This is a genomic window from Nocardioides sp. NBC_00850 (assembly GCF_045207335.1).
Taxonomy (GTDB): Bacteria; Actinomycetota; Actinomycetes; order Propionibacteriales; family Nocardioidaceae; genus Nocardioides.
This window is the reverse complement of the sequence record NZ_CP108845.1, coordinates 1,885,781-1,902,522: the sequence shown is the minus strand read 5'-3', so window position 1 is coordinate 1,902,522 and position 16,742 is coordinate 1,885,781. Positions and strand designations below refer to the sequence as shown.

General features: G+C 70.4%; 14 protein-coding genes. 8 read left to right on the top strand and 6 right to left on the bottom strand.

Annotation, left to right across the window (positions count from 1 at the left end; genetic code table 11):
• Nucleotides 1-85: 85 nt before the first annotated feature.
• On the top strand, nucleotides 86-1,015 hold the full coding sequence (locus tag OH802_RS09390; protein WP_406027221.1) for a LysR family transcriptional regulator: 930 nt from the start codon (nucleotides 86-88) through the stop codon (nucleotides 1,013-1,015).
• Here OH802_RS09390 and hemE read toward each other — a convergent pair.
• The gene (gene hemE, locus OH802_RS09385; RefSeq protein ID WP_406027219.1) at nucleotides 994-2,076 is read right to left on the bottom strand and encodes a uroporphyrinogen decarboxylase; all 1,083 of its coding nucleotides are present in this window, start codon (nucleotides 2,074-2,076) and stop codon (nucleotides 994-996) included. The two genes, OH802_RS09390 and hemE, sit on opposite strands and share 22 nt — an antisense overlap.
• A 70-nt stretch (nucleotides 2,077-2,146) precedes the next feature.
• On the opposite strand from hemE, the gene OH802_RS09380 reads away from it, so the two are divergent.
• Together OH802_RS09380 and OH802_RS09375 are read left to right on the top strand one after the other, a co-directional pair.
• The gene (locus OH802_RS09380; RefSeq protein ID WP_350660578.1) at nucleotides 2,147-2,785 is read left to right on the top strand and encodes a DUF3000 domain-containing protein; all 639 of its coding nucleotides are present in this window, start codon (nucleotides 2,147-2,149) and stop codon (nucleotides 2,783-2,785) included.
• Entirely contained in the window at nucleotides 2,782-4,047 is a 1,266-nt protein-coding gene (locus OH802_RS09375; RefSeq protein WP_406027216.1) for an HRDC domain-containing protein, read from the top strand. The genes OH802_RS09380 and OH802_RS09375 overlap by 4 nt, the downstream gene beginning before the upstream one ends.
• A gap of 247 nt (nucleotides 4,048-4,294) precedes the next feature.
• On the opposite strand, the gene OH802_RS09370 is transcribed toward OH802_RS09375, so the two are convergent.
• From OH802_RS09370 to hrpA, 4 genes are all read right to left on the bottom strand, one after another.
• Nucleotides 4,295-5,626, bottom strand: a complete 1,332-nt coding sequence (locus OH802_RS09370) for an ABC transporter substrate-binding protein (protein WP_406027214.1) — start codon at nucleotides 5,624-5,626, stop codon at nucleotides 4,295-4,297.
• A gap of 153 nt (nucleotides 5,627-5,779) precedes the next feature.
• Entirely contained in the window at nucleotides 5,780-6,190 is a 411-nt protein-coding gene (locus OH802_RS09365) for a type II toxin-antitoxin system PemK/MazF family toxin (protein ID WP_406027212.1), read from the bottom strand.
• A 276-nt stretch (nucleotides 6,191-6,466) separates the two neighbouring features.
• The gene (locus OH802_RS09360; RefSeq protein ID WP_378834414.1) at nucleotides 6,467-7,063 is read right to left on the bottom strand and encodes a hypothetical protein; all 597 of its coding nucleotides are present in this window, start codon (nucleotides 7,061-7,063) and stop codon (nucleotides 6,467-6,469) included.
• Nucleotides 7,064-7,110: 47 nt separating this feature from the next.
• Nucleotides 7,111-11,013 (bottom strand): ATP-dependent RNA helicase HrpA, encoded by a 3,903-nt coding sequence (gene hrpA / locus OH802_RS09355; RefSeq protein WP_406027209.1) that lies wholly within the window; start codon nucleotides 11,011-11,013, stop codon nucleotides 7,111-7,113.
• Between the two features lie 162 nt (nucleotides 11,014-11,175).
• Between hrpA and OH802_RS09350 the strand changes: the two genes are divergently transcribed.
• The 5 genes from OH802_RS09350 (at nucleotide 11,176) to OH802_RS09330 (ending at nucleotide 15,496) form a co-directional block, all read left to right on the top strand.
• Nucleotides 11,176-12,180, top strand: a complete 1,005-nt coding sequence (locus OH802_RS09350; RefSeq protein ID WP_406027207.1) for an alpha/beta hydrolase — start codon at nucleotides 11,176-11,178, stop codon at nucleotides 12,178-12,180.
• A 51-nt stretch (nucleotides 12,181-12,231) separates the two neighbouring features.
• Nucleotides 12,232-13,260: a helix-turn-helix domain-containing protein gene (locus OH802_RS09345; protein ID WP_406027205.1), complete on the top strand. Its 1,029-nt coding sequence runs from the start codon at nucleotides 12,232-12,234 to the stop codon at nucleotides 13,258-13,260.
• A 35-nt stretch (nucleotides 13,261-13,295) separates the two neighbouring features.
• Nucleotides 13,296-13,487 carry a hypothetical protein gene (locus tag OH802_RS09340; RefSeq protein WP_091052443.1) on the top strand — a complete coding sequence of 64 codons (192 nt, stop codon included), beginning with the start codon at nucleotides 13,296-13,298 and terminating at the stop codon, nucleotides 13,485-13,487.
• A gap of 69 nt (nucleotides 13,488-13,556) precedes the next feature.
• Nucleotides 13,557-14,861 carry a citrate synthase gene (locus tag OH802_RS09335; RefSeq protein WP_355224241.1) on the top strand — a complete coding sequence of 435 codons (1,305 nt, stop codon included), beginning with the start codon at nucleotides 13,557-13,559 and terminating at the stop codon, nucleotides 14,859-14,861.
• Nucleotides 14,858-15,496, top strand: a complete 639-nt coding sequence (locus tag OH802_RS09330) for an HAD-IA family hydrolase (protein WP_406027202.1) — start codon at nucleotides 14,858-14,860, stop codon at nucleotides 15,494-15,496. The genes OH802_RS09335 and OH802_RS09330 overlap by 4 nt, the downstream gene beginning before the upstream one ends.
• Here the strand turns inward: OH802_RS09330 and OH802_RS09325 are convergent.
• A complete protein-coding gene (locus OH802_RS09325; protein ID WP_406027200.1) occupies nucleotides 15,493-16,740 on the bottom strand; it encodes an MFS transporter in 1,248 nt (415 codons plus the stop codon). The two genes, OH802_RS09330 and OH802_RS09325, sit on opposite strands and share 4 nt — an antisense overlap.
• Nucleotides 16,741-16,742: the final 2 nt, after the last annotated feature.

The following is a 16,742-nucleotide window of genomic DNA, read 5'->3' as shown; positions in this document are numbered from 1 at the left end:
AATGGACAGCGTGAGACAGGCTGGACGCCAGCGATCACCGATCACCCGCTCGGGATGACCGATCACCGACCGACGAGAGGACAGCGTGAGGATCGAGCAGCTGGAGTACATCGCAGCCGTGACCCAGTACGGCTCGCTGCGCCGCGCGAGCGAGCAGCTCCACATCTCCCAGCCCGCCCTGAGCGAGGCGATCACCAAGCTCGAGCGCGAGCTCGGTGTGACCCTGCTCGACCGGCGCCGCGCCGGGGCCCGGATCAGCCGCGAGGGCCAGGAGCTGCTGCACTCCATGTCCGACGTCCTGGAGGCCGTCGACCGCCTCCGCCTGGCCGCCGGCGACCAGAGCGCCGGGGTCAGCTCGGTGCGGGTCGGCACGGTCCACGCCGGCACCTCGACCGTGCTGCTACCGACGCTGCGGAGATTCGCCGACGAGCATCCGCGGACGAGCGTCGAGGTGCGCACCATGGTGCAGGAGGACATCTACCTCGCCCTCGCCGAGGGCACCATCGACATCGGCCTGGTCAACCTGCTCGACGGCGACGACCTACCGCCGACGGTCGAGGGCACCGTGCTTCTCCACGGACGGCCGATCGTGGTGCTGCCCGCGGGCCACCCGCTCACCTCCCGCGACGAGATCACCGTCGAGGAGCTCCGCGAGGAGCCGTTCGTCGGCATGCGCTCGGGCTACCTGATGTATCGCTTCGCCCACCGCGTCTTCGGCCGCGACCTCCCGCACCACTGGCACGCCACCGACGGCGCCGAGATGGGCAAGATGATGGTCGGCGAGGGCCTCGGACTGACCCTGCTGCCCGACTACAGCGTCGTCGGCGACCCGCGCGAGACGGGCGGGCACATCACCGTACGTCCCCTCGCCGGGGACCGCTCCCGGGTGACGATGGTCGCGGCGCGACGGCACAACGCACGTACGACCTCGGGGGCGCGCAGCCTCCTCGACCTGCTTGCCGAGACGGCTGCCCGATCTCAGCGCTCTCGGGCTCAGCCCTCGGCCGGCTCGTAGCTCTGCACGAACTCGGTGAGCCGGGCGAGCTGGTCGGGGTCGGTGGTCGGGATGACGCCGTGGCCGAGGTTGAAGATGTGACCCTTGGCTCGCCGCCCGGTCTCGATGATCTTCCCGGCCTGCTCGAGCATCACCTCGGTGGGCGCGAAGACGAGGGCGGGGTCGAGGTTGCCCTGGACACCGAAGTCGTCGCCGAGCTGGGTGATCGCCCAGTCCAGCGGCGTACGCCAGTCGACACCGACGACCTCGGCACCGGCGCTGCCCATCAGCGGAAGGAGCATGGCGGAGTTGACGCCGAAGTGGATCCGCGGGACACCGAGCTCGCCGATCCGGGTCATCACCTGGGTGGAGTAGGGCAGCACGTGGCGCTCGTAGTCGGCGGGCGTGCAGGCGCCGGCCCAGGAGTCGAAGAGCTGCACCGCGGAGGCACCCGCGCGGACCTGGACCTCCAGGAACGCGCCGGAGATCCCGGCGATCTTGCGCATCAGGGCGTCCCACACGTCGGGGGCGCCGAACATGAGCGCCTTGGTCTTGGCGTACTCCTTCGAGGGGCCGCCCTCGACCAGGTAGGAGGCCACGGTGAACGGGGCGCCGGCGAAGCCGATCAGCGGGGTGCCGCCGTTGATGCCGGCCAGCTCACCGGTCAGGTTCTGGACGGCCTCGGTGATGTAGGTGACGTGCTCCGGGGTCAGGTCCGGGATCGCCTCGACGTCGGCCAGCGTGCGCACCGGGTTCGCGATCACCGGGCCCACTCCGGGCTTGATGTCGAGGTCGACCCCGACCGCCTTCAGCGGCAGCACGATGTCGGAGAAGAAGATGGCCGCGTCGACCCCGTAGCGGCGTACGGGCTGCAGGGTGATCTCGGTGATCAGGTCGGCGTCCTGGCAGGACTCGAGCATGCCGATGCCCTCGCGGACCTTGAGATATTCAGGCAGCGACCGGCCGGCCTGGCGCATGAACCACACCGGCGTACGGCTCGGCTTCTGCCCTGCGAGTGCCTGCAGGAACGGGGAAGATGCGAGCGGGTCGGGGGTCTTCCCAGAGGTGTGTTCAGCGGCCACCTGGCAATGGTCCCATCCGGTGCGGCGTGTACGCACATCGCGAATCGCGCAGAAGACATACCCTGTTCACATGGTCGTCCGTGGAGAGTCGCGTCCCGCCGCGGGACCGGAGACCGGTCCTGCCGTGTTCCGGTCCGCCGCGGAAGGGATGCGCGCCGCGACCTTCAGACCCGAGGTGCTGGCCGAGGAGATGCCGGCGCCCCAGCGGATCGCTCCGTACGCCGCGGCGCTGTCCGCCGAGGTGACCGTCGACGACGTCGACGTGGCGACCGGACGCCTGATCCTGCTGCACGACCCCGACGGCAACGACGCCTGGGGCACGGTGCACGGACTGCCCGGCACCTTCCGGCTGGTGGCCTACGCACGGGCCGACATCGACGTCGAGCACATCAGCGACCCGCTGCTGGGTGAGGTCGGCTGGTCCTGGCTCCTGGACGCGCTCTCCGGTCACGGCGCTGAGCACGTCGCCGCCGCGGGCACCGTGACCCGCGTCGCCACCGAGTCCTACGGCGGGATGGCCGACGAGGACGGCACCGCGCAGATCGAGATCCGCGCCTCCTGGACGCCGGTGGGGACGGCCTCGGGCGACCTGGACCTGCGACCACACACCGAGGCATGGGGCGAACTGCTCTGCACGGCCGCGGGACTTCCTCCGGTGCCGGAGGGCGTCACCGTCATACCGAGCCGGCGAGGGCAGCGAGGCGCGTGATCTCAGACAACACCGAGGCCGAGACGGGGCCGGACACACCAGAAGATGCTGCTCCGGCGCCGCTGCTGACCCTGCGCGACGGGTTGCCTCCGGTGACCGACACCGACGAAGGCCTGGTGAAGGCCGCCGCGGCCATCGCCGCCGGCTCGGGTCCGGTCGGGATCGATGCCGAGCGTGCCTCCGGCTACCGCTACTCCAACCGCGCCTACCTGATCCAGCTGCGTCGCGAAGGCTCCGGGATCTGGCTGATCGACCCGATCGAGCTGTCCACGATGCAGCCGCTGGTCGACGCGCTCGAGGGCACCGAGTGGATCCTGCACGCCGCCACCCAGGACCTCCCCTGTCTCAGCGACCTCGGCCTGCACCCCTCCGCCCTGTTCGACACCGAGCTCGCGGGGCGGCTGCTGGGCTATCCGCGCGTCGGGCTCGGCACCCTGGTCGAGACGGTGCTGGGCTTCACCATGCTCAAGGAGCACTCCGCGGCCGACTGGTCGACCCGACCGCTGCCGGACGCCTGGCTGGAGTACGCCGCGCTCGACGTCGAGGTGCTCGTCGAGCTGCGCGACGCGCTGGCTGACGAGCTCGTCGCGCAGGGCAAGGAGGCCTGGGCCCGCCAGGAGTTCGACTGGCTTCGCGGATTCGAGGCGCCGGTGCGTACCGATGCCTGGCGGCGCACCTCCGGCATGCACCGCGTCCGCGGCCGCCGTGGCCTCGCCGCGGTGCGTGAGCTGTGGACCGAGCGCGACCGGATCGCGCAGCAGCGTGACGTCACCCCGAGCCGGATCATTCCCGACGCCGCGATCGTCGCCGCCGCGCAGGATCTCCCGCAGGACAAGGCCGCGCTGCTCGGTCTGAAGGGCTTCCACGGTCGTGGCGCCGAGCGCTACTCGACCTCCTGGGTGAAGGCGCTCAACCGCGCGGTCACGATGGACGAGGACGAACTCCCGGTGCGCTCGCCGCGCTCCGACGGTCCTCCCCCGCCGCGCGCGTGGGCCGACAAGGACCCCGTCGCCGCCCGCCGCCTCACGCTGGCGCGGGAGTCCGTCAACGCCCTCGCCGAGGCCCGCAACCTCCCCGCCGAGAACCTGCTCACCCCCGACTTCCTGCGCCGCGCCATGTGGACGCCCCCGAAGACCCGCGACCCCGGTGCCCTGCTCGACGGCATCATCGAGATCCTCTCCGGCTTCGGCGCCCGCGGCTGGCAGATCGCCCTCACCGCCCCGCTGCTCACCGACGCCGTCCTCCACGCCGAGACGAACTGAGCGAGGTCGAGCGGCGAGCTTGCTCGTCCGCTCGCGCCGAGCGAGGGAGTGACCGCGCGAAGCGCGGACATCGAGCTCTGAGCGAGCCTGCCGAGAGGTCAGGCCCGTCGGCCGAAGCGTCACGCGCGCTGGCCGAAGCGTCACGTAGGACGGCCGAGTCGGCATCGTCGTGACGGCTCGATTGACCTAGCCGACCTCTCGGCCGACGTACGTGCCGCCTCGGGCGACGGGGGTGACGCCTCGGCAGCTAGGAGCTGGGCGAGATGGAGGGCGACGGGGAGGCCGGCGGCGTCGGCTGGGGGAAGACGGTCTTGGAGAGCTCGTCGATCTGGACCGCGTAGTCCTCGACCTGCTCGGGCTCGGTGACCGCGAAGGAGCCTCGTACGGCGACGGCGGCGACCTTCTGGAGCTGCGCGAGCTGGGTGGCCTCGGGGAGGACCTGCATGTCGCGCACGGTGTCGGTGAAGATGCGGGCGTTCTTGGGGTTGCGCTCGGGCTGGGTGAAGACCGGGGCGTAGCCGACCTCGGAGTTGACCGGCACGAAGTGGCCGGTGCGGACCATCTTCACGACCGACTCGGTCGAGATGAGGTAGGTGAGGAAGTCGGCGGTGGCGTCGGGGTCGGCGGCCTCCGAGCCCATGCACAGGCCGGCGTAGTCGCCGGTGGTGCCGTTGCCACCTGGCATCGGCATCACGTCCCACTCCATCGCGTCGGTCGCCCGAAGGTCCGAGACCAGCGAACGGTCACCGACCAGCGCCACCAGGCGGCCCTGCTTGAAGGCCTGGAACGGAGTGCGGCCGTTGAGGTCCTTCGCGGTGGCCAGTACGTTGGGCTGGGTCATCGCCTCGACCAGGTCCTCGTAGGCCCCGGCCGAGTCCTCCAGCGCGGTGGACGTCGGAGCCAGCGGGTCGTCGAAGAGGGTCGCGCCGGCACCGGCGAGCCAGGGCATCAGCGCGGTGAGGTTCTGCTCGACGTAGGTGCCCCGGACACCCTTGTGGTGCTCGGCGGCGTAGGTCATCGCCGAGCTGAACTGCTCGAGGGTCCAGCCACGCAGGGAGCCGTCGGCCCGGACGCTGGGGGTGGGCAGGCCCTCCTCCTTCATGGCGTCGAAGTCGAGCAGCCCGGTGTTGACGTAGACGACCTGCGGCGAGACCGAGTAGGGCATGCACTCCAGGCGGCGTTCGACGGAGAAGTCCTCCATCGCCTCGCGGGAGTACTTGTCGCCGAAGTCGACGTTGCGGGCCTCGAGCAGGGTGTCGACGGGCTGGATCCGCTTGTCTTCGGCGAACATGGCGACGTCGGCGCGCGGGGTGAGCACCACGTCGACCTTCTCGCCGCTGTTGACCGCCGCGGTGAGCTGGTCGGCGGTCGGCCAGGACTTCACCTCGACGGTGACGTTGGGGACCTCTTGGGTGTATTCGGCGGCCAGCTGCTTGTAGGTGTCGACCAGCGTCTTGTGGCCGGAGACCCCGAAGACGAGCTTCACCTTGGTCGGCGCCTTCGTCGTGGTGCTCGGCGAGGGCTTCGAGGCCGGGTCACCACCACCGCAGGCGGCGAGGGACGCCGAGAGAACCGTCACCAGAAGCGCCGTTGCCAGCCGCGTGCGCCGCACCATTTCCTCCATCTCAACACCAGGACCGGGTCTGTGATGCAACCACAGACCCGGTTTACCAGCGATTCACTTTACGATACGTACCTGGACACTTCCTGAGAAGGCTGCTCCAGGACCGCCTCAGGCGAGGTGATCGCGTGCGGCCCTGATCACATCATCGAAGATTTCCTTGGCCAGCACATCGCCCTCACGGCGTACGTCTGCGGGATCCATCCGGATCAGCCGGTCCAGGCGCACCTCGGAGGGCCGCCCCTGGCGGTCCCAGCCGCCGGTGCCGACATCCATCCAGTGGCGCCCGTTGCGCGCCTCCTGCGCCTCGTCGCGGTCGTGGTCCTTGCTGGTCAGCATCAGACACAGGAGTACGCCGGCCTTCTGGCCGATCACGAGCACCGGCCGGTCCTTGCCCTGGGTCTCGTCGTCCTCGTAGGGAACCCAGCCCCACACGACCTCGCCCGGGTCGGCGTTGCCGTCACCGATCTCGGGCTCGTAGGAGATGGCGCCCTCGCGCGGTGCGGGCTGGGTGTCGGTCACTTCGGCTCCTCGGTCGGTGGCTGGCGTCATGGCCGCCCAGCCGAGGTGCACCGAAAAAGATGATGAACACGCCGGACCGGGAGCGCCTCACGGCGCAAGGCCGCTCGAAGCGGCTGAAGTTGGGACCCGGGGCTGCCGCAGCCCGACGTGTTCGGCACCAGTGTAACGGTGCCCCCAACCTCCTCCGCATCAAAGCGAACAGGAGGCTACAGCACCCCTGGCTTCGGGCTCCGCTTCAGCAGCACTCATCGCTTCGGGCTCCGCTTCAGCAGGAACTCAGATCAACCGCTGCTCGAGCTCCGCATGACCCGCCGCCTCGAGCTGCTCGGACAACTGCAGCATGTTGCGTACGTCCTTCGCGGCCGCGTCCGGGTCCAGGGCCGCCCGCCCGGCGGCGATGACGCGGGAGAACGCCGCGGCCCGGAGGAGCACCACGGCGAAGTCGCTGCCGGCGATGCCGCGCAGGACCTCGTCGACCATCGCCTTGAGCTCCTCAGGGCCGGGAGGCTCCGCGACACCGGCCACGACCTGCGCGACCTGGGCCTTCGCCCGGCCGGCGTCGAACTCGCGCGCGGCGCCGACCGGGTCGGCGTAGACCCAGCTGCGGAGGAGGTAGAGCCGCCACAGGCAGCCGGCCAGCGACTCCGCCGGCGAGCTCGACCAGACCTCAGCGATCGTCTCGATGCCCTCGGACTCGGCCAGATGGAGGATCCGCTCGGCGACCGCCGGGTCGTCGCTGTCCCGCGCCCCACGCACGAGCGCCGTCGCCGCCGCGTCGGCCGCCTCCTGCACCAGGGCAGGGTCGTCGCCCCCGAGGAGGGAGTCGAAGAAGCCGTCCCCGGGACGCATCGGCGAATGAAACTCTCTGGACATCGGATCGAGCGTAGCGGCCGCCGCCCGCATGTAACAGCCTTGCGGCTCTACCCCAGCAGCTTGCGGATCCGCGCGTCGGAGACCTTCTCGGCGGTGCCGAGATGCTGGGCCCAGAGCTGGACGCGGTACTCCTCGAGCATCCACCGCACCTGCCGCAGCCGCGGACCGGGCGGCCGGCCCTCGGCCAGCGCCTCGACCTGGTGCAGATAGGCGTCCTGGAGCGACGCGATCCGGTCGTGGGTCGTCCGGTCGGCGCGCAAGTCGGCGTCGAGCTTGCGGCGGCGTTCGACGATGGCCTTCAGATAGGTCGGATACCGCCTGATCTGCTGGGCACCCGCCTCCGCGACGAACCCACGATGCACCAGCCGCGCGAGCTGGTCCTTCATGTCGGTCAGCGCGGGGAGCTGGAACATGTCGGCCCGCCCGGAGAGCGCCTTGTCGGTCTCGCGATAGGCCTCGAGCGCCCGCATCACGTCGGCCAGGACCGCGCGGACGGCCGCGACCAGGTCGGCCGGGGTGCCGGCGGCGGCCAGGACGGCGGCGTACGCCTCCTGCGTCCGCGGCAGCGGACGGGCATCGACGAGCTGGCGAACCACGGCGGCGCGGCAGTCCTCGACGAGCTCGGCGGCGCTCGGGTAGGGGGACCCGGCCAGCGCGAGCTTCTCCATGGTGGAGAGCCCGTCGACGACCTGCTTGGTGACGTCGGGCAGCGCCAGGAGCAGCAGGCGTACGACGCCGAGACGATGACGCGCCTCGGCCTCCTCAGCGGATCCGGCGACGACGAGACCGACCGTCGTCCCCTCGTCGGAGAGGCACGGGAAGACCGTGACCTCATGACCGGCACGCTTCTCGGTAACCGTGGTGGCGATGTCACCGAAGACCCAGCTCGTCTCGCCGGTGCGAGTGTGACCGGCCGACGCCGCGACCTCGGCGATGGCCGCCTTGAACTCGCCCTCGAGCGGCGCCTTGAGCGCGTCGAGGTCCTTGCCCTTCGCGGTCTCCTTGCCGTCCTCGCCGACGACCCGGTAGGTCGGCCGCAGGTGCTCGGGCACCTTGGTCCAGTCCCAGGCCTCGCGAGGGATGTGTACGCCCGCGGTCGAGCGCGCCCAGCGCTCCAGCGCGGTCAGCAGCGGCTCCTCCCCCGGCGGCGTCTCCTTCAGGAAGGCGCGCGCCTTGTCGGGAGCAGGCACGAAGCTGACCCGCAGCGGCTTGGGAAGCGACCGGATCAGCGCGGTCACCAGCTCCTCGCGCAGCCCCGGCACCAGCCAGGAGAAGTCGTCGGCGCCGACGCGGTTGAGCGTGGCGACGGGTACGTCGATCGTCAGTCCGTCATCGGACGCGCCCGGCTCGAAGTGGTAGCTCAGCGAGAACGTGAGCGGCCCTGCGTCCCACTCGGCCGGGAAGTCGCTCTCGGTCACCTCCCCCGCGGCGTCGTTGGTGAGCATCGACAGCTCGAAGGTGAGCAAGTCGGGCGTCTCCCGCCGGGCCTGCTTCCACCACTGGTCGAAGTGGGCGCCGGAGACGATCGAGGCCGGCAGCCGGCGGTCGTAGAAGTCGAAGAGCGCGTGCTCGTCGACCACGATGTCGCGGCGCCTGGCGCGGTGCTCGAGCTCCTCGGCCTCCTCGACGAGCTTCGCGTTGTCGCGGAGGAAGCGGTGATTCGTACGCCACTCGCCGTAGACCAGGGCATGCCTGATGAAGAGCTCGCGCGAGAGCTCGGGATCGATCTTGCCGAAGGCGACGGGACGGTCGGCGACCAACGGCACCCCGTAGAGGGTCACCTTCTCCCGCGCCATCACCGAGGCTCGCTTCTGCGACCAGTGGGGCTCGGAGTAGGTGCGTTTGACCAGGTCGCGGCCGAGGCTCTCGGCCCACTCGGTCTTGATCGAGGCGTTCTGCCGGGCCCAGAGCCGGGAGGTCTCGACGAGCTCGGCGGACATCACGAACTGCGGGTTCTTCCGGTGCAGCGCCGACCCGGGGAAGATCGCGAACTTCGCGCCTCGGGCACCCTCGTACTCCCGCGGACCGGGCCGCCGCTTCTCCCGCGCTCGCGCCGCGTCGGCCTTCGAGTCCCGCACCTCGAGCGCACCGATGTGCGAGAGCAGCCCGGAGAGCAGCGCCTGATGGATCCCGTCGGCGTCGTAAGCCGCCCCCGCAGTATTCAGTCCAGTCTCGCCCGCGTCCTCGCCGGCTTCGATGACGTCGCGGTGTCCCTTGCCGAGGTCGATCTTCATCTCCCGGCACACCTGACGCAGCTGAGACTCCAGGTCCTGCCACTCCCGGACGCGTACGTAGTGCAGGAACTCCCGCTTGCACAGCCGCCGGAACGCGCTGGAGGAGAGCTCGTGCTGCTGCTGCTTGAGGTAGCGCCACAGGTTGAGCCAGGTGAGGAAGTCGGAGGTCTCGTCCTTGAACCGCGCGTGCAGCTGGTCGGCCTGCGCCTGTTCCTTGGGATGGTCCTGCCCCGGCCGCTCGCGCGGGTCCTGGAGCGAGAGCGCGGCGGCGACGACGATGACGTCGCGTACGCACCCGAGCCGCTCGGCCTCGAGCACCATCCGGGCCAGCCGCGGGTCGATGGGCAGCCTGGCCAGCCGGCGGCCCAGCTTGGTCAGCCGCTGCCCCCGCATCGCGCCGAGCTCCTCGAGAAGCTGTACGCCGGCGGTGATGTTGCGCCGGTCCGGCGCCTCCACGAACGGGAACCGGGCGATGTCCCCCAGCCCGAGGGAGGCCATCTGCAGGATGACCGAGGCCAGGTTGGTGCGCAGGATCTCCGGGTCGGTGAACTCCGGCCGTCCGAGATAGTCCTCCTCGGAGAAGAGCCGGATCGCGATGCCCGCCTCGACCCGCCCCGTACGTCCCGACCGCTGGTTGGCCGAGGCCTGCGAGATCGGCTCGATAGGGAGCCGCTGCACCTTGGTGCGGGCGGAGTAGCGCGAGATCCGGGCGACACCGGTGTCGACGACGTACTTGATCCCGGGGACCGTCAGCGAGGTCTCGGCGACGTTGGTGGCGAGCACGATCCGGCGGCCGGTGTGGGGCGAGAAGACGCGATGCTGGTCGGCGGCGGACAACCGCGAGAACAGCGGGATGATCTCGACGAGACCAGTCCCGGAGCGCCCTTTGTTCAGCCCGAGCGCATCCGACAACGCGTCGGCGGCATCCCGGATCTCCCGCTCCCCCGGCAGGAAGACGAGGACGTCACCCGGGCCTTCGGCCGAGAGCTCCTTGACCGCGTCGACGATGGCCTCGGTCTGGTCGCGGACGACGACCTCGCCCTCTTCGTCCTCCTCGGAGAGCTCCATCAGCGGCCGGTAGCGGACCTCGACCGGATAGGTGCGGCCGGAGACCTCGATGATCGGCGCCGGATCCCCGGTTCGCGGGTCGGCGAAGTGAGCGGCGAACCGCTCCGGGTCGATCGTCGCGGAGGTGATGATCAGCTTCAGGTCGGGTCGCCGCGGCAGCAGCCGGCGCAGGTAGCCCAGCAGGAAGTCGATGTTCAGCGACCGCTCGTGGGCCTCGTCGATGATGATCGTGTCGTAGCGGCGCAGGTCGCGGTCGCGCTGCAGCTCGGCGAGCAGGATGCCGTCGGTCATCAGCTTGATCCGGGAGGCGGCCGAGGACTTGTCCATGAACCGCACCTGGTAGCCGACCAGGTCGCCGAGCGAGGTGCCGAGCTCGGAGGCGATCCGCTCGGCCACCGACCGGGCCGCGATCCGGCGCGGCTGGGTGTGCCCGATCAGCCCGGCGGACCCGCGCCCGAGCTCCAGGCAGATCTTCGGCAGCTGGGTCGTCTTTCCCGACCCGGTCTCACCGGCGACGATCACGACCTGGTGGTCACGGATGGCCGCGGCGATGTCCTCGCGGCGTTGGGTGACCGGGAGCTCGGCAGGGTAGGTGATCGCGACGGAGGTGGCGGCGGGCTGGTCGGACTCGGACATGAGGTCACCCATTCTCCCCCGGCGTACCCCTCGACCGCACATCGGTTTCTCGCAGAGCCCGGCCCGCCGGATGGCGGGGGCAGCCGATGTGATTCCCGCCACAGGCCGGGTACCGTGACCGGCGGCGCCGGGAGGAGGCTGGATCCACCCCCGTTCACCGAAGGAGCACCCCCCATGACCGAGCAGACCGCCGACCAGATCTTCCCCGACACCCCCGTCCGACCGCCGTTCGATCCCGAGCTCGTGCCGGTCCTCGAGGCGGTACGCCAGGGCATCCCGCCCTTCTCGGCGGAGATCCTCCCGCTGATACGGCAGCAGAGCGCCGACGGGTTCCCCGGCATGGAGCCGGCGGATCTGACCGTCGGCGGCGCGGTCAGGGTCGACGAGCGGCAGGTTCCCGGCCCGGAGGGCGCCCCCGACATCACGCTGCTGATCCTGAGCCCGACCGTCGACGGGCCGCCGCGCCCGGTGATCTACCACATCCACGGCGGCGGCATGGTGATCGGAAATCGGGTGTTCGGCGTGGAGGCCTTCCTCCCGCACGTCGCAGACGGCACCGCCGTGGTCGTGTCGGTGGAGTACCGCCTCGCCCCGGAGCATCCCGACCCCGCGCCCGTGGAGGACTGCTACGCCGGCCTGGTCTGGACCGCGAAGAACGCCGCCGAGCTCGGCATCGACCCCGAGCACCTCATGATCGCGGGAGCCAGCGCCGGCGGCGGCCTCGCCGCGGGCACGGCGCTGCTCGCCCGCGACCGGTCCTTCCCGAAGCTGAGCCACCAGATCCTCATCTGCCCGATGCTCGACGACCGCTTCGAGACCCACAGCAGCCGGATGCTCGACGACGAGGGAGTCTGGGACCGCGAGGCCAACCTGTTCGGCTGGACGGCACTGCTCGGCGAACGCCGGGGTGGCCCCGACGTCTCCCCGTACGCAGCGCCCGCGCGCGCCGAGGATCTCACCAACCTCCCTCGCACATACATCGACACGGGCGCGGCGGAGACGTTCCGCGACGAGACGCTGGCCTATGCGCGCCGGCTCTCGGAGGCCGGCGTCAGCGTCGACCTCCACATGTGGGGCGGCGGGTTCCACGGGTTCGACATGATGGCCGGGCACGCCGCGGTCTCCCGTGCCTCGATCGCGACCCGTGACGAGTTCATCCGCAGGGCACTCGAGGCCTGATCCCCTGGCCCGCTCGCGTCCCGTGGGCGATAGTGGCGGGGGAGGTTCCAGGTGCGAGATCTGATCGGCAAGCTCGAGGTGGTCGACGACGACACGGCCAGTGCGCTGCGCGTCATCGACCACTTCGACCGGCTCGTGGACGAGCGGACGTCGACGGCCGCGGTCGTGCGCGCCGCGGCGGCGCTGGCCGGCTCCCCCGCGGGCCTCCACGACGCCGCGCGCGGCCTCGTCAAGCGGTTCGCGGCCGACGGCCGCGCGTTGACCGGCGAGGCCGAGGGCGGCTGGCGCCACGAGCCGATCCCCGGGCAGCCCGGCTCCTGGCTCTGGCTCGAGCGCACCGGAAACGACGGCCCGCTCGACGCGCTCATCCTCGAGCGCGCCGCCCGCGCCCTGCAGGCGCTCAGCACGGGCTTGTCCGATCCCTCGACGAGCGGGCTGGTCAGGATCGCGTGCGACCCCGATGCGACCGACGCCGACCGGCGAGACGCGGTCGCCCGGCTCGGCCTGAGCGGCCCGGTCACGGTCGTGCTGAGCACCTCGGCCCACCTGCGAGCGACGCTGATCAGCACGGTCGGCGCCCTGGTGGTCGCGCTGCTTCCCGGCACGCCCACCATCCCGGAGGGCGTCCGCGCGGGCGCCGCCGTCGCCCCCGACCCGCTGCAGCTTCCGACCGCGCTGGAGCAGGCACGTACGGCCCTCCGGCTGGCCGCCGACGTCGGCGGCCTCGCGCCCGCGATGGTCCGCTACGACGACCTCGGGGCACTTGCCGTCATCGCCGAGCGGATCAGCGCCGACGAGGCGGCGGGGGTGGGTGACGTACGACGTCTGGATGAGCTGCTCGCCGGGCACCCGTGGGTCGTGGACACGCTCCACGCGGTGCTCGACCAGCCGAGTCTGAGGCAGTCGGCCGCGATGCTCCATGTGCACCATTCGACGCTGCAGGAGCGGCTGACCTGGCTGAGTGGTCAGCTCGGCTACGCGCCCACCAAGGGGCGTGGCCGGCAACGCGCGGCGGTCACGCTGCTGCTGTGGCGTGTGGCCCACGGCACCGAACAGCAGGTCGCGGGCGATCCGCACTAGGCGGGTCTTGGTCCGGGCACCTAGATTATGTCCCCATGACCGGGGAGCCGAGCGAGACCGAGGTCCAGGATGCGCTGCGTGCGCTCCGAGGAGAGGACGACACCCTCAACGAGCGGTCGGTGCAGACCGCTCTCGACCTCCATCGGCTGCGCGACGCGCTGACCCGGTTCGGCGACGACGAGCCGTCCGGCGACACCAAACCGGCGCGTGACAGGTTCCGACTCTGACTCGAAATCGGCCAATGGGTGGGACGCCGAGTTACGTAGGGGATTTCAAGAGGGTTACCGTTGCTGATCGTGACCGAATCTCTAACAGTGCGTGACAACCGCACCGGGGTGGAGTACGACATCCCGATCACCGACGGCACCATCCGCGCCGCCGACCTGGGGAAGATCAAGGCCGCTGACCCGGCCACCCACGAAGAAGGTCCTGGCCTGGCCGTCTATGACCCCGGCTTCGTCAACACCGCTTCCTGCCGATCTTCCGTCACCTATATCGACGGTGACAAGGGCGTGCTCGAGTATCGGGGCTATCCCATCGAGCAGCTCGCCGAGAAGTCGAGCTTCCTGGAGGTCTCCTATCTCCTGGTCCACGGCGCGCTGCCGACCAAGGAGGAGTACGACGCGTGGGTGCACGAGATCACCTTCCACACGTTCGTGCACGAGAACATCAAGGAGTTCATGCAGGGCTTCCGCTATGACGCCCACCCGATGGGCATGCTCATGGCGTCGGTCGGTGCGATGTCGACGTTCTACCCGGACGCCGCGAACATCTCCGACCCCGACAACCGTCGCCTGCAGATCATCCGACTGATCGCCAAGATGCCGACCCTGGGCGCGTGGGCGTTCCGGCACGCGCAGGGCAAGCCGTACGTCTACCCGGACAACGACCTGTCCTACACCGGCAACTTCCTCTCGATGCTCTTCAAGATGAGCGAGAGCAAGTACGCCTCGGACGATCGCATCGAGAAGGCGCTCGACACGCTCTTCATCCTGCACGCCGACCACGAGCAGAACGCCTCGGCCAACGCCGTCCGCAGCGTGGGCTCGACCCAGGTCGACCCCTACTCCTCGGTGGCCGCCGGCGTCGGCGCCCTCTTCGGCCCGCTCCACGGCGGCGCCAACGAGGCCGTGCTCCGGATGCTGCGCCGCATCGGCAAGGTGGAGAACATCCCCGCCTTCATCGAGGGCGTCAAGGCCGGCAACGAGCGGCTGATGGGCTTCGGCCACCGGGTCTACAAGAACTACGACCCGCGCGCGACGATCATCAAGCAGCAGGCGCTCAACGTCTTCGAGGTCACGGGCACCAACCCGCTGCTCAACATCGCGATGGAGCTGGAGAAGATCGCGCTCGAGGACGAGTACTTCGTCAAGCGCAAGCTCTACCCGAACGTCGACTTCTACTCCGGCCTGATCTACGAGGCCCTGGAGTTCCCGCCGGAGATGTTCACCGTGCTGTTCGCCATCGGGCGTACGCCGGGCTGGCTCTCCCAGTGGCTGGAGCTCGTCCAGGACAAGGAGCAGAAGATCGCCCGTCCGAAGCAGATCTACACCGGCGAGCGCGGACTCACCTTCGTCCCGCGCGACGTTCGCTGGGCGTGACGGTCCCCGGCACGCAGACCCCGTCCACCCCCGTGGTGGATGGGGTCGTCTGGGATTTCGGGAACGTCCTCATCCGCTGGGACCCGCTCCCGGCGATCGCGGCCGGAGTCGGGGACGCCGACGCCCGCAGGTTCATGGAGTCCTTCGACTTCGGGTCGTGGAACCACGTCCAGGACGCCGGCCGCACCTGGGCCCAGGCGCTCACGGTGCTCGAGGAGGCGGCGCCCGAGTGGCTCGCGGCCGGAGCGGCGTACGTCGACAACTTCCCGCTCTCCCTGCTGGGCCCGGTCCCCGGCACCCATGAGATGGTCCGCGAGCTCGCCGCGGCCGGCTTCCCCCAACTCGGACTGACCAACTGGTCGGCCGAGCTCTATCCGCATGCTCCGGCGACGTACGACGTGATCGAGCTGCTCGGCGACGTCGTCGTCTCCGGTGAGGTGCGGCTGGCCAAGCCCGATCCGGCGATCTACCGGCTCGTCGCCGAGCGCGCCGGGATGCCGTTGGACCGGCTGGTGTTCATCGACGACAGCGTCGCCAACGTGGCCGCCGCCGCGGCGCTGGGCATGCACGCGATCCAGTTCACCGGGGCCGAGCAGCTCCGCAAGGACCTGGTCGCGCTCGGCCTCCCGCTCTAGACCTGCTCGGGCGCCCGCTCGAGACGACGTACGCCCGCGAAGGAGATCGACATCAGGGCGGTGCCGGAGATCACCGCGGCGACCACGAACAGCCAGGTGTCGAAGCCCACCGCGACGGCGACCGGGCCGACGAGTGCGAGGCCGACGGGGCGGGCGATGAACGAGCCGACGATGTCGAAGGAGTAGACCCGGGAGAGCTTTTCCTCGGGGATCTCCTGCTGGATCGCGATCTGCCAGAAGATGTCGAAGACCTGCAACCCGAACCCGTGCAGGAACGCGCCGAGAACGATCGGCCACAACGTGTCCGAGAGGGCCATCGAGATCGGGAAGAGGCCGGTCATCGCGAGGAAGAGCACGCCGACGGAGAGCAGCCGGCGCGGGCGGAACCTCAGGCAGAACAGGCCGCCGACGAAGAAGCCGGCCATCAGGGCAGCGAGCGCGAAGCCCCAGGACGCGCGGCCGATGCCCTCGCCGACCACGATCGGGCCGAGCACGCTGTGCGCCCCCGACCAGAACAGGTGGTAGAGCAGCGCCTGCAGGATGAGGAACCACAGCCACGAGTGCCGCATCACCTCGCGGAATCCCTCGGCGAGATCGCCGAGCATCGACGCCTTGTGGGGCGGGCGCTCGTGGGGCACCCTCATGCCGGCGTAGGCGACGGCGGCGACGACGAAGGTGAGCGCGTCGACGGTGATCGCCCAGCCGGAGCCGACCGCCGCGACGAGGACGCCGCCGAGGGCGTAGCCGATGGTCGACGCGGTGGTCTGGAGGAGCGACCGGAGCGAGACGGCGGCACCCAGGTCCTCGGCGGGCACGACCATCTTGGTCATCGCCATCGCCGAGGGCTGGTTGAGCGCCGCGACGATGCCCGCGAGACCGCCCATCACCGCGATCGACGGGATCGTCGCGATCCCGAGGATCACCGTCGCGGCCAGCGCGCCGGCCACGACGGCGCTGATCGCCGCCGTGCCCTCCATCATCACCTTGCGCGAGACCCGGTCGCCGAGCACTCCCCCGGCCAGCGTGGTCGCCACCTGGCAGGCCGCGAACACCGCCTCTACCAGGCCGAGCTGGACCGCCGAGCCGCCCAGGTCGAGCACCGCGAACGCCAGCGCGACCGGGGTGATCGCGTTGCCCAGCGACGATGCCGCCGTCCCGGTCACGAGCCGGCGGAAGTTGCGATGCCTCAACGGTGAACGGCGCTCGGTCGGCGGTTCGGTCGGTGGCTCGGTCGTGACGGTCATAT